The sequence below is a fragment of the Paraburkholderia sp. BR14320 genome, assembly GCF_040948665.1.
GTDB lineage: Bacteria > Pseudomonadota > Gammaproteobacteria > Burkholderiales > Burkholderiaceae > Paraburkholderia > Paraburkholderia youngii.
This window is the reverse complement of the sequence record NZ_JBFPKG010000040.1, coordinates 16,961-31,043: the sequence shown is the minus strand read 5'-3', so window position 1 is coordinate 31,043 and position 14,083 is coordinate 16,961. Positions and strand designations below refer to the sequence as shown.

The following is a 14,083-nucleotide window of genomic DNA, read 5'->3' as shown; positions in this document are numbered from 1 at the left end:
GGGAGTCAGTCCAAATTGGTGGACGCCTATGCTCCTCGCTCCTGGCGATCACTGCCAGACGCTAAAGATGGACCGCTTACGTTTAATCTGCTTCGGGTCCGGGTAGCGGAACCCATCCTGCTCGCCCATTCGTTTGAAATGGGGGGAACTCGGCCCGCTTGTCAAAGAAGTTGGTGTAGACGTGCTCAAGGTCCTTCAAGGCCTGCTGGAGCAGATGGACTGGCGCATCGTTGAGCCACGGTGCTTCCGCGCCGTTGCGCCACTCCGTGAGCAGCTTGCACAGGCCGGCGTAGCCGAGCTTCTTATCGCCGCCCTTGTGGCGTTCGACCTGCAACGCCAACGCCTCGTTATAGACGAACCGGCACGCGCCCGCCAACTCGCGCATATTGCGTTGCGTTTCGTCGTTGGGCATCGGTTCGAACTTGAAGGCCTAGAGTCGTTGCATGGCTCAAGCGTATCAGAACCGAAGCGTTGTCAAGGACGCCTTTGGCGTCCGCGCTTTCCTTCCCCGCCGTGAACGACGAGGCTTCACGCGCATCTGGGCCAATTTCGTTCAATCTGCCAAGCCTTTAGAGAGCCCGCATCTGCGCAACAATGCGCCAACCGAAGCCCCGTTCGAATCGCGGCGACATATCGGTACCGAGCGCTTAATCAGTGCCTCGCGGTATGCCGCCCCACCCTCGCCTCCCTCCTCAATCCCTAACGCCCCCGACCGATTTCCCCGTTGGTCGCCACCATCAAGGCATTGACGCTTCGCGCATCCGCCGTATGCATGAATTCCACTAAGTTGGCGATCTCTCTGTGTCGGGCCCATGGGCGGCCTGCGAAGTGTCTTGTTTCGTCATACCGCCTTCCATCATTGACAGAAGTCCTCTCGGACAGCCAGCCGCGCAGAATCCGGCAAGCTACAAATTACGTAATGTTCACTACGTCCGACGCGTCCGTGCGGCGAAGGCCCCGTCCGAGCGACAGCTCTTAGTCTTTTTGCCGATCATATTGAGGACCCAGCCGTGAAACAATTGCGGTCAAAGCCGCAAGAGCGCTGACAGACGGGGCTTGGGAGCTGCCAGAAATTGTTCGGCAATGTTTCACAGAGGCGGCGCGCAATTCTGCCGCGGGAATTTCGAGTTTCCAACTAAGCCTCAGGCAACATGACGGCAACTCCTTAGTTATGCCAGGGATTTTGCTTTGCGCCGCCCGAGGGCACATTCTGCATCGACACCGAGAGTTCGCGAGAGTGGATGAGCGAGCGCGTCGACGAGATACTGCGTCTAGCGCGGCGTGCCGCCGCAGACCCACCATCTCGCGCTTACGAGCTCGTCTCGAGAACTGCTTGTACGTATTCGCCATCCTCCTTGGCCTGAAGGCCGGAGATTCCTGCGGCGCTACGCGTGACAAGCATCATGCGTCGTCGCTTCGGCCGGGTTCCAGTTTCCCAGAGCGACCGGACTGCCGCATCTCTCTACAGATTAGCCGGGGCATGTCCAGCTCTTCGCTGCTGAAAGCGTTCCGCCGCGGCGCGGCATGTTGATTGTGTCAGCCATATCGACAGGGTTCCCTGTGGCCGTACGCAATACAAGCGGAATTTCGTCCATGTGTTGCGGTTATTTGCTGAGACGTGTCCGCCGGAGGGATGCGTCTCGCTTTTCTGCTCGGCACGGAAGCGAGCCAGCCACCCTCTCAGTCGTGCTTTTGCTCAAGTTGACGCGGAACGTCGCCCCAGTCCTACTCGAGAATCACTGTGTTCAGGACAGAGTTGGCCTGTATGTTTTGACCAAATACCCAAGCGTGCCCGCAGTCGACTTCGCCATGCTGCGCGTCTACAGGTCCTCCATAGCAAGCGCTGCGCAAGCGCGAGACGTCTCTAGTACCGCCTGATCCGTTGAGCGCCTCAAGACGCGAACCATCGGAGAACGCGGCAAACCGGTCAATGCCCAGTAAGCCGATGGTTGATGTCGCTTGCGGATCATGCCGCTCGAGTCGCGCGGCGTTTGGAACACCCAGTGACTGACCGGAACGTTGCCCTGTGCACCTTCCATGATGCGACTCTTGGAACTCCGCGGCGCACCCTGAAATCGACCCGGCTCTGTTTTGGTGGGTAGGGGAAGCCGTCGTAGTGGCCGCGCTTCGTGATCTGCGTGAGCGCCACACTTCTCGCAGAAGCGGGCGCAACCACGCGCCTGATCATTCAGGCTCTGTTGCAGGGGTGAACGGGGCCTCGGCCGACGATGCCGCTTCTTCGCTATCGCGCCATGGGGCTAGTCCTTTGCACATCCCCGCGTGGCCAGCCTAGCGTCTGACCGGCTACATCAGCACGTCGTTATTGACGGACCGGCTAGGACCGGAAATGCGACAGAGGAAGCACTTGCGGCCACCTTTGGCATCAGTTCGGTCGGTGCGCCTGAAGTTCGTTGCATGCAGGCAACCGTATCGGTGTTGACACAATGTCAAGACGCCTTTCGCGTCCGCGCTTTCTTCTCTCGCCGCAAACGGCGGGGCTCTGCCCGCGTCCGGCCAAACTGGATCTGTTGTCAGCGGCGAAGATCACGAATGGTGGCAACCGATGCAATGATGCTCGCCACCGTTCAGGAGCAGGCAAGAGCCGACGTTTAAGTCGCTTCCCGTTGCATCCAACGATCGCTTGCAGCGAAGGCGGCGTGGCTTATGCCCTCATGTGGGGCCTTCGCCCGGCGCGGTTATGCCGCGACGCGGGCCTTCGACCGCACGTGCTGCGCTGTGTAAATCAAAATTGATGGCGAGAGAGTGCCCGAAAAAACACGTGTCCCAACTTGGGACACTCGCTCGGCAAAAAGGATCGTCGCTGCCACCTTCAGTCCGCGACAACTAAAGTTCCGAATCTAGGGGATATGATCCCCCAAATTGCTGAGCCTTTCTTCGACGGGGGACGCGTGTCCCAAGTTGGGACACGCGCACAGCCAGAAGTTGAGGAGGGGCCAGAAAAAGTGCCCTCTTGGGGCACCTTTACCTTACTCAGCACTGCTGTTGCTGCCCGAAAAAAGCTCAGCGATGAGCATCCGTATCTGCCTCTCTTTTTCGTCCGTAAGCATTCCGGCTCGAATCTTCACGGTAAATCCTACAGCATCTTTCGTAATCGACCCGGCCTGGTTCTTTCCCGCAAAAATTTTCTCGATGCTACGGTCACTGACACTACGCGATCCATTGTCACCGCTTTGGATGGCTTGCTTGATTGTTCTCGCCAGTTTCGATTGATCGAGTTCCCCAGCCACCACTCTTGCCCATACCTCTCGCGCCACTTCGACCGTTTTTGGGTTCTGGTCCCGCAAGACCGAAACGAGGCCCTCTGCGGCACTCGCCCCCAGGAGTCTCGGCTGTATATCTAGATCCTTGACCACAAAGTCTGGAAGATCCGAAAAAGCGAGGAAGCGATACAGCTCCGAACGAGATATACCCAGACCTTCCGCCATACGCTTCCGGTTGGGAAACTCTTTCTCGGTGCTACGAATAGAGCGAGCGATCTCATAGTCGGACAGGTCGTCGCGCACGACGTTTTCCACAAGGGCTAACATCGCCATCTCTTCATCCGAAAGATCGATGATGACAGCCTTGATCGTCTCTTTCCCGATCATCTTGTGGGCACGCCAACGCCTCTCGCCAGCAACAATCTGATGGCCGGGCGCCGCCCGTCGAACTACGATTGGTTGAACCAGCCCCGCTTCCCGAATCGATTCGGCGAGTTGCGTCATCTTGGCTTCGTTGAACACCTTCCGTGGCTGCCACGGGTTAGGAACGATGTCCGCAACGGCTACGTCCGACGCGGTGCCTGCCTTCTCAAGTTCGACTATTCGCTGTTGTGCCTGAGCTAACGCTCCTGCCATCCCAGGGGCGGTTCGCGGGCTGGTGGGTTTTTCTTGCTGCTGGTCAAGCTTGATGTCTTTCGCTGCCCGGACCTCAGCAGTCTTGCTCATCATGCGCTCACGCAAGTTGCTCATTGTCCGGCCCTCCATTGCGCAACATACTGATCATCGATCCACTTGCAGTAGTCCAGCAGCGGTTGCTTTACCCGGGCCAAAGTCTTCGCAACAGCATCAGAACGCGATAGGTCGAAGACCGTCGAGAAGGCTAACGCGCCGTTGCTCATAACGGAACTGGCCGGAACCTCCGTTGTATTAAGCCAGTCCCCATATGCACGTTGAGACCAGGAGCGGACAACCGGCGCTGATGATGTTGTTCCATAGTCGACTCGAGACAGGAGGACAGAGATGAAGTCGTACGTTTTATCGACCTCATGCTCCACGAACCCATGCGCGACTTCGGCGAACAGAGACCAGAAAGATACCGAGGAGATAAAGTCCAAGCTCTCCGGAACCAATGGCATAACCATCGAATCTGCCGCCATCAGGCCATTAAGGGTCATGTACGAAAGAGACGGGGCGGTGTCCAGAATGATGTAGTCGTATTGGGCCCGCAGCGGTTCAACTCCCTTGCGAAGAACAGACCAGAATTCGAAGCCTGGGTTTGTCTGTTGCGCCGTAGGAAGATGAAACTCCGCGTCATGAAGGTAATTGTGTGCAGGGATAACGTCGAGCCCATCCCAATATGTACTTTGAACCTTCGCGGCGAGTCCGCCTTCGATGTTCGGGTCGTAGATGAAAGGGAGGACCGTGTCCTCCCACGTCACGTCCTTTTCCGCATACAAGCCGCAGAGTTCCGAGAGGGACGCCTGCGGATCGAGGTCAATGACAAGGACTTTGCGACCGCGCAGGCTCAAACCTTGCGCCAGGCACATGGTCGTAGTGGTTTTACAGGAGCCCCCTTTGAAGTTCGCAGTGATCAACACGCGGCCACGATGCTCACGAGTGCCGGTGACGAGCGGAGTCTGGTAGATGTCAGATACTTGCTGTACCCACGTGCGAACATCCTTAAGAGAGAAGATGCGCGCCCTGCCTGTGCCGTGCGCCATGCCGGGCGGAAGCTCCCCACCTTCCTTAGTCGCCAGATAATTAATCTTCTGGCGGTCGATACCGCATAGCTCTGCCAACTCCCCAATCGTGAAGACGGGAGGGTTCTTGCGAGGTCGCGGAGCCAGAATCTGGTCGCGTAGTTCATTCGCCATGACTGACAGACGCTCAGCGAACTCACCGAGATTGGAGAGCTTCACGCGCCTGTCTATCCCAGGCAATTCGCTCAAGTTCATTTTGCAGTTCCTATGTTTTGTCTAGGTGAGCTGATTTCTTCACGCTCACCATCGATTTCTACGGTTATTGGTGGATCACGCGTCGAACCGTAGAATACTCATCCCACTGCAGAATTGCCATTGAAATCTGACTGGAACAGCGAGTTCAATCGTCGCCAACGTTTATTTCCTTTTATTTCAACTACTTACCCGATCTGATTAGCGGAAGACTGTAACGGAAAATCGCCAAAGGGAGAGACGACTAACGGGCCCGGAGTCGAAAAATAAAACCCGCCAACACAGAACGCCTCACCTTATCCGGACTCAAAAGCCGCCAAATTTCGGCCCTCATTTGTGCGCCACACAATTCGCCTCACCTTCGCTGAAGGCCATGCCGACGACGTTTTTGTCAAAGATCCCAGGTCTCTGCGTCAGCCCAATCCCACTTTCCCATTTACAAACGCAGACTGCATCGCTCCGCGGCAGCTTGTTCGTCGCGCACATTCGGCCCGCCGTGGTTAGTGTTTACAAAATAAACAAAAACCACAAACAACTAACGTAAAGCAGACTTTCTTTAAAAAACAGGAAGTTAGATACCCGAGGTGAGGCGAATTGTGTCAAAGGTGCTGTTAATTGAGAGCTAGGGTGAGGCGTTTACCACCCCAAGGTGAACCAAATTGAGCAGCAAGGTGAGGCGATTTGGCGCGAGGGTGAGGCGAATTGTGGCGAGGGGCGGGTGAAAGGTGAGGTGTTCTGTGTGGACCGTCGAGCAAGGTGAGGTGATCTGTGTTGACTTCGCACCTTCCCATCGGTACCGTACCGCTCCAGATATCCTTGACCGCAACCTTGGAGGCCGCATGACAACTGCAGGGCAAGTAGCCACATCTCGGCAACTGGCCTTGGCTTTGTTCGACGACGCAACCGGTCAGGATCTCCCGGTCGACACAGCGCGATCCGATATTGGCTTCGCGCGAAAGAACGTCCTTATTCGAATTATCGATTTAGGCGTCGCAGCGCGACGTCTGATCGATGCGGCGTATTTCATCGTTGCTCAGGACGAACAGGTGCGTAGCCTCTATGACGTTGAGCTGGATTACTTCAAATGGCTTATGCGTTACTCGAGTCGCAACAACACCCATCTCGAGCAAGTCATCACAGAAGCCCAACGAGCATTGATCCAGGCGACCACTGCTCCGGACGCCGATGGCGAAAAGCCCTTTGGCTCAGTACAACTGATCGGACGCATCTCGTACTCTGGCGGCCGCTTCCAATTTCGAGTACCTCTGGATCTCATAGACATCATTCGTGGTCCAGGCAAGTCGCATTGGCTCAGCCTGCGTATTACGTCACTCTTCACCCTCAGCTACGCACGGGTCATGTACGACCACTTGCTTCCATACGCCGATGACGGAGAAACGGATTGGCTTACGCTCGATGAATTGCGTTTGTGGCAAGGGGCAATGGGTGCCAAGGCAAACGAGTTCAAGTACTTCAAACGAGACTGGCTAGTACCTGCTATTGAGCAGATCAACGAGGTCTCCGACCTGAGGCTTTCATACGAGACGCGCAACGAGCAGGGGTCTCGGAAAATCGGTCGCCTGAAGTTCCGCATTGAGCGCAAAGAGATGGCTGAGCGCATCCTTCATACTCACGAGCAGGCGCAAGCGATCTATCAAACGTTGAAGCAGGAGTTCGGGCTATCCAGCGCTCAACTCAACCAGATCGCGGCATCGCGCGACACCTACAACGATGAACGATTGGAGCAGGCAATCGAGCGCACGCGCTTCAGCTTGAAACTGGGTAAGGTGTCGAAGAGTCCGGCGGGATTCTTCATGAAGGCACTGAAGGAGGGGTGGATCATCTCCGACGCTGAGCGTCAGATGGTAGAGATCCAGGAAACGTTGGCGCTGACAGAACAACGCGAAGTCGAAGTGAAAGAAAAGGCTGTCAATCGGGCGGCGTTGCGGATCGCCGCCCAGGATGTGCATGCTCAGGACCGTAGAGTCGAAGAAGTCCGGCGCGGATGGGAAGCTTATGAAGCAGCGACACCTCGACAGCGAGAGGACTGGCGACGGACCTATAAGGTAACGCCCGCCGGCAAACTCACTTTGCGTCGACTGGGCATCGATCCAACCAGCGATTTGGCTGAACCGACGATCCAGAAGTACCCCGACCTAAAAGACGGATTCGCCGGCTACGTATTCAACAGGTCAAGGTCTGGCAAGTCTCGCTAGTCTCAGTTCGATACTTGTAACGCATGTTGGCCGCAGAACGTCCTGTGTTTCCGCCGGCGTCTTTCCTGTGCGAATTTTGCGGACATGCATTCCGACCAGGCGATGAAAACGACGAAGCTCAACGGACACGTCGTCCCCGACCGGCGGCCTATCAGATAAGTTGCAACACTCCAATCAAAACCGCGTTGATTGCCCTCTCAAGACGCGGAAGATCCGACGAAATGCTGGTCAACTGCGGCGAGTACAGCCTGATGTAACCTTCCTCTTTATGGCGTGTGAGCCTCACGACCTGTTGTCGGATCGGCGCCAGAAACCCAGTAGCCAGGCCCGCGAGTATCTCGTGCACCTTGAGGTCGGAACGGGCGCCAAAGCTCACGGCGCGCGCTATCAAGAGTATACGCCCAGTCCGCTTTTCAATCTTCGCGAGTGTTTCCACGGATTCAAAGGAAATGCGATGTGCGTCGCCAAAAGTGTGGATAACTTCGTCTGGGACTTTTGCTGCGCGCAGCAACCGACTGACGTGTGGTTTCGAAATGCCCAAGGCGGAGGCCAATTCAGACTGCGATCGCCAAATTTCCCGATTCAAAAACGAGCGGCAAAGCCGCCCGAACATGATGATCGATGTCTTCCGTTGGCGCAGGCTGTTGTATTGGGCGAGAGCCTCTCGCTGAAGAAGCGTAAGTGAATCTGTCTGCATAATGGATCTTTCCAAAATGAGTTCAGGCTAACCCGGACGCTCGAATGTCAAGGAACCTCAAGCATCAACCGGGCGATCACATGTCGCGATTGAGGAACTTGGCATTTTGAATTGGACGTCGCCAAAACTTCCGTCAGCCGGCTGACACCGAAAGCTCGACATTCTCGTTTTAAATCAATGACGTGACTGTGCGGTTCCATGTAACCCATGTAAACAGCCACGATCCTATTCGATACGCTCGCAGTCGTTGCCCCGAAAGCTACCCCAAAATCGTCATCATTTCGGCTTAAGCCCGTTAGCCGGCTGACGCGACCCATCGCCGAGCCCCACAGCCCAGAAAGCGCCCACAAATCGCACCTCTTTTGCATGAGTTGCTTCCCATGCGGACTGATTCAATGGAGTCGGTCCAAATGGAACGAGCGTCATGCCTCTTTTCCGCAGCAAAAAGCAGATAGCACTGTCTACCGCCCCTGGGGGCTATTCCGAAGATGATCCCGAGAAGATCATCTTCGATAACGGCTCGCGCCTGCGCGTTGAAGCGAACCACTGGAAGACCTTCTGCTTCATCCTCGTGTTCATTGCTGGCGGCGCAATCTACACCCGAAATCCAGCGCCGTCCGTCGTGAAGGCCTATGGTGTGTCGGGGGACGCGAACGGCCATGCTGTCGTTACCCAACTGACGGCATACAAGCCAGACGATCAGGCTATCCGCACCTCGCTTCGTGAGACCGTCGAGCGATGGTTCACGATCGAGCCGGTCCTCACCGATGACATCCAGACATCGCGCATGGCTCGCAACATCAACGGCGTGAAGGCCATGATGGTCGGCAATGCCCGCAACCAGTTCGGCGACTGGGTCAAGACGGATGCACCGTTCCAGCAGATCACGCTCAACCCGAAGCTGGTGCGTGAAGTGCGCGTGACCAACGTCGCGATGCTCGAAGACTCGACCGCGGTGGTGGAGTTCACGACAAGCACGACGCAATCGCCGACTGACAAGCCGGTGGTGCAGAAGTACGCCCTGACGTTCCGCTACCAGATCATTCCCCCGACTTCGGAAGACGCGCTCGGTACGAACACGTTCGGCGTTTTCTATCCGTTGTTCTCAATCCAAAAGACCCAATGATGATCGACTCCCGCACGCTCGCCTCGTGGGTCGCGGCTCTTGCCTGCGTCACGGTGGTTTGCTCGCCAGTGTCTGCTGCAGGGAAGGGCAGCCAAGAACGGGGCGATGGCTTGAAGCAGCGCATGTCTGCGAATCTGTACTGCTTTGGCTCTCCTCTAACGGTTGCAATTGCGGTGCCCGGGAACGCTCTGACTTGTCGCGGCTTTCGGTCGACGTGGCTGAACAGTTTCTCGGATTACCGCCGTTCGATGATGAAGCCAGTTTAGTTCAAGTGATCCTGGCCCTGAGCCGTCTTGACTATCGCAAATCCGACGTGAAAAAGATATTGGCAGTTTGCGGTGAATACATCACGCATCGTTATGGCGCAGGCCAGTCCTGATCGGACAGTCAAGCACGCCGGACAGTTCAACGAGATCGGCTATCGGGCGAGTTGCGGAGTGGACCAGCCGTTCGAGTGACCACTGCATTGCTCAGGCGAGCCGTAGAAAGTGGCTGGCTGAATGCACTGAGGAAGCGAGGCTCGCCCCTTCTTGCAAGCCCGACGGTTTCCCCCCAAAAAGCTTGACTGAGTGACTCAGGGCGTGAAGCGGTCACGCACCCAGTATCGCCGGCAATGACCGCTCCAAGATCCCACGGTCGCTCGCTTGATACCGAAAACGCTGTCTGCTTTTCGTCGGACCGCGGTTCAATCGCGCCGCGATGAGCTGTGGCGATTTCGAGCAGTCGCTAGTAAATGACTTGAACATTCCTCGCAAAGGTTATACAAAAGGATAAATATGTAGCGTTAGCGGGCAGGCATGTGGCTGCGGTAAAGCTACGCATTAACCAGTCGCACGCTGTGCTGTCAAGATAGAGCCGTTGCTGCTGCTTCATGCGGCGTAGCTCTTGATCGCGATAATGACGGCAGCTGACGAGGTATCCTCCGTAAACGATTGCTCATCCGCGGCGTTCCCTGAGAGCCGGCTTTCGACATACAAATGGAGGAGCCCCTCAGCTATGAGGGTCCGCCTGGCCTGATAATTCAAGCAGGCATGAATTTCCATTTTCGATGGGCATTAAATCCCGGTGGTTGTCGTACTCCGTCACCCTCAGCTTTTCCCGAACAGTTATCTGGGCATTTAGAAAGCACTTATCGGGCAGGAATTAAGAGCATCGCATATGGGAGAGTCATTTCCTCCTGTTCCTGCTGAATGGCTCTTTTTAATGTTTGTTTGCAAACATTCATTACGTGCAGTGCTCTTTTATCCACCAGGATAGAGTCCGGGAGGTGAAAAGATGAAATGCTGTCTCATGCATCCGGCAAGTGGGCTGCTTGTCTGCTCGACAATGCTCTTCGCCAGCATCAGTTTTGCCCAGACTCTTGTCATCAACGGCAATACGACCCAGACTGCCGCCGTCGGATCGACGGTGATTGGCACACTCGTTCCCGGATCCAGTAGCGGGACGGTGAATGGGGTCCCCGGGGGAACGTTCATTGTGCCGGCCGGGGCCGACGTCGCACTGAACCATATAGAAATGGCCCAGCAAGCCGGCAGTAGCGGACTGATATCCGTGACTGGTGGAACGATTACCGCCGTCAATCCGCAATCCCAAAACTACATTGGCTTTAATGGATCCGGTGTGCTGACGATCAACAACGGCGGTTCCGTGACCGGGTTCACCCAGACCTACCTGGGAACCAATCCCGGCAGCAGCGGTGCGCTCACGGCCGATGGTCAAGGGTCGAGATATGCGGCTACGGGTTTTATTTACGTCGGGAATTCCGGTTCCGCGCAGTTGAATGCGACGAACGGCGGCGCAGTCTCGAGCCAGGATACGGTGCAGATCGGGGCCACCTCAAGTGCGCAAGCGGTTGTCAGCGGCGCGGGTAGTAGACTGTCCGCGACTGGCTTTCTCGGCGTGGGTGTCTTGCCCGGCGCCGACGGTGTCCTGACTATTACCGACGGCGGCATGGCGACGAGCGCCAGAGGAACTTATCTCGCCTTCAACGCGGCGTTTGGGACGTCGCCTGCTTCGACTGGGTCGGTCGTGGTGTCGAACGGGGGGTTACTCACGTCACCGTTTCTCGTTGTCGGTACGCGCGGTCCGGGCGATCTGCAGATCCAATCGAACGGCACCGTGACGATCGGCGGGAAGACGATCGTCGGCTCGATTGCGGGCACGAGTTCGGTCGAGATCCGCGGGCCAGGTGCCACGCTTAACGTGGTCAACGATGACCTGGTCGTGGGGGCGCAGGGAAATGGCACGATGACGATCGCCAACCAGGGCGCCGTTAACGTGACAGGCAGTGGCGCCATGTTCATCGCTGGTCAGTGCACCGGACTCTCCTCATCTTTCTGTAGCACGACGCCAACCGGAGGTGCCGGCACCGTCACCGTCACCGATGCCGGTTCGGTACTGAATTCTGGCGCGTCGCTCGGTGTCGGTCAGTTTGGCGCCGGTGCCCTGACCATTGAGAGTGGCGCGTTGGTGCACGCGAATGCCGTGTCTGTTGCACAGAATGCTGGCTCTACGGGGACGCTCAACATTGGTGCGCCCGCCGGCACGGCGCCGGCCCCGCCCGGCACGCTAGATGCCAGGACGCTGACTTTCGGCAGCGGCACGGGCGATCTCGTGTTTAATCACACGGACTCCAGCGGCAACTACCAGTTCCCCGCGGCCATCGCAGGCTCGGGCGCTGTCAACGTCTATAGCGGCAAAACCGTCATGACCGGCGTCAGCACCTATGCCGGTCCGACCACCGTGCAAGGCGGTACGCTAGCGGCTGGCGCTCCCAATGTCTTCAGCCCGAATTCTGACTATGCGGTGCAGTCTGCCGGCACACTCGATCTGCGCGGGTTGGACCAGCGTGTGGCGAGCGTCGTCAATGCCGGGCTGGTCCGCATCGCCAGCGATCCAGGAGCCGTGTTGACCACGACCAGTTATGCCGGCCACAACGGCACCATCGCCATCGACACTTACCTCGGCGGCGACAATTCACCTTCAGACCAGCTTGTCATCGACGGGGGTTCGGCAACCGGCAAGACCATCATCGCCGTCACCAACGCCGGCGGCCCTGGCGCGCTGACGCACGGCAACGGCATCCCGGTGGTGGTCGCGACCAACGGCGGCACCACGGACCCAGGCAGCTTCACGCTGGCCGGCGAAGTCCGCGGCGGCGCCTACGACTACCGTCTGGATCGGGGCGCTCCCAGTCGCGCGTCGTTTGCGAACGACTGGTTCCTGCGCTCGGAATTCGTCGTCGGAACGGGCGAGGTGCCGCCCGGCCCGGGCGAGGAACCTCCGCCCGAGGTAACCTTTCCCAACGACCCGCCGCCTTCCGTGCTGCCCCCTGGCGAGTACCCGATCATCGGGCCGGAACTTGCCACCTACTCGGTGGTGCAGCCGCTCACGAGACAACTGGGCCTCACCATGCTCGGTACGATGCACGAGCGTATCGGCGATACGCTGACACAGGCCGCGGGCGGTACCGACGCCGAAGGGGTGGCCCGTTCGGCGTGGGCGCGGCTGTTCGGCCAGCAGATCGACAATCGCTACGAGACCTTCACCGATGCGCGCGCTAACGGCCATGTGCTCGGCGTGCAGGCGGGCCTCGATCTCTGGGGCGGCAGCTTGATGTCTGGCCATCACGACGCCGCGGGCGTCTACTTCGCCTACGGCAACAGTAATGCCGACGTGGACGGCCTCGTCACGAATGCGGCGGCGACTAACTATGTGCTGAACCACACCGGCTCGGTCAATCTCAATGGGTATTCCGGCGGCGCGTACTGGACACACTACGGCCCGGGAGGCTGGTATATCGACGCGATACTGCAAGGCACCTATTACGACGGCGATGCGACGACACAGTACGCCCGGTTGCCGATCTCGGGGTTGGGGTTCGCCACTTCGCTGGAGGCAGGCTATCCGATTCCCTTGCCGCTTGGACCGGGCTTCGTGCTAGAACCGGAGGCACAGCTCATCTGGCAGCACGTCGGGCTGAACGAAGCCAATGACGGGCTGGGTCCTGTCGATCCAGGCTCGACGTCAGGCGTGAGCGGGCGGCTCGGGGTGCGGGGTCAGTGGAGCATTGAGCGCGCCAACGGCGAGCTGTGGCAGCCGTACCTTCGCACCAATATCTGGCGGGACTGGGGCGCAAAGGCAGCGACGACATACGCCGGAGCCCAGCAGGTACCGCTGAGGCAGCAATTCACGCGTATGGACGTCGCCGCTGGCGTGACGGCGAGGCTCGACATGCGTATGAGCTTGTACGGGCAGTTCGGCTACCAGTTCTCGATCAATGATGCCGTGAGCGGGAGCCGAAAAGGTGTCTGGGGAGACATCGGCTTTCGCTACACTTGGTGAGAGACGGGGGGAGCAGAAACAAGCGCAGTGCGTGTCACCACGACAATGGTGGTCGGGTGAACCGAGGACTGCCAAGGTTCGAATTCAAGCGCACCGGTCCAGATTTTACGCGGTTAGCTATCTCGCCGGGTAACGAAACGTTCAGGCCTGGACAGAGGATGTACGCTGTCCCCTTCTGATCTCCCGTTCTTGCTGTCACGTGCGCCGCGATACACATCCGGTCATCATAGAATCTTTGTCGCGCATGAGGACGCACTACAAAGACAGAGGACGGGCTAGCTGGCTAGACGGCGTGAAGTCGTCAGGACCTGCGAGCCCGAGCGCCCCGGTGAGCGGAGGCTATCGGCAAGGCCTGTCGCGCACCTCAGCAGTCAGGAAGCTTTGCGTTCGGACCAATCGCGCACGGCCATCCTCGCTAGCGAGCCAATGACCGTTGCTGCGACTGAGCAGCTGGATGTGTGAAGTGCAGCTACTGTCTCTGGAGCCGACATTCGCGTGTCCATCCGCGGGCGCAAGAGAACGACTGG

General features: G+C 57.9%; 8 protein-coding genes. 4 read left to right on the top strand and 4 right to left on the bottom strand.

Annotation, left to right across the window (positions count from 1 at the left end; translation table 11 throughout):
- Positions 1-82: 82 nt before the first annotated feature.
- The 3 genes from AB3X89_RS28765 to AB3X89_RS28755 form a co-directional block, all read right to left on the bottom strand.
- On the bottom strand, positions 83-412 hold the full coding sequence (locus AB3X89_RS28765) for a helix-turn-helix domain-containing protein (protein WP_368586316.1): 330 nt from the start codon (positions 410-412) through the stop codon (positions 83-85).
- A 2,575-nt stretch (positions 413-2,987) separates the two neighbouring features.
- On the bottom strand, positions 2,988-3,971 hold the full coding sequence (locus tag AB3X89_RS28760) for a ParB/RepB/Spo0J family partition protein (protein WP_368586315.1): 984 nt from the start codon (positions 3,969-3,971) through the stop codon (positions 2,988-2,990).
- Positions 3,968-5,176 carry a ParA family protein gene (locus AB3X89_RS28755; RefSeq protein ID WP_184228696.1) on the bottom strand — a complete coding sequence of 403 codons (1,209 nt, stop codon included), beginning with the start codon at positions 5,174-5,176 and terminating at the stop codon, positions 3,968-3,970. The genes AB3X89_RS28760 and AB3X89_RS28755 overlap by 4 nt, the downstream gene beginning before the upstream one ends.
- Before the next feature lie 836 nt (positions 5,177-6,012).
- On the opposite strand from AB3X89_RS28755, the gene AB3X89_RS28750 reads away from it, so the two are divergent.
- Complete coding sequence (locus tag AB3X89_RS28750; protein ID WP_368586342.1) at positions 6,013-7,389, top strand: replication initiation protein; 1,377 nt, start codon at positions 6,013-6,015, stop codon at positions 7,387-7,389.
- A gap of 151 nt (positions 7,390-7,540) precedes the next feature.
- Here the strand turns inward: AB3X89_RS28750 and AB3X89_RS28745 are convergent, their stop codons facing one another.
- The gene (locus AB3X89_RS28745) at positions 7,541-8,086 is read right to left on the bottom strand and encodes a hypothetical protein (protein WP_368586314.1); all 546 of its coding nucleotides are present in this window, start codon (positions 8,084-8,086) and stop codon (positions 7,541-7,543) included.
- A gap of 424 nt (positions 8,087-8,510) precedes the next feature.
- Here AB3X89_RS28745 and AB3X89_RS28740 point away from each other — a divergent pair, with 424 nt between their 5' ends.
- From AB3X89_RS28740 to AB3X89_RS28730, 3 genes are all read left to right on the top strand, one after another.
- Positions 8,511-9,212, top strand: a complete 702-nt coding sequence (locus tag AB3X89_RS28740; protein ID WP_368586313.1) for a type IV secretion system protein — start codon at positions 8,511-8,513, stop codon at positions 9,210-9,212.
- Positions 9,213-9,405: 193 nt separating this feature from the next.
- A complete protein-coding gene (locus AB3X89_RS28735; RefSeq protein ID WP_368586312.1) occupies positions 9,406-9,591 on the top strand; it encodes a hypothetical protein in 186 nt (61 codons plus the stop codon).
- Positions 9,592-10,502: 911 nt separating this feature from the next.
- Positions 10,503-13,556, top strand: coding sequence for an autotransporter outer membrane beta-barrel domain-containing protein (locus AB3X89_RS28730; protein ID WP_368586311.1), 3,054 nt, complete (start codon positions 10,503-10,505; stop codon positions 13,554-13,556).
- The last annotated feature ends 527 nt before the right edge of the window (positions 13,557-14,083 follow it).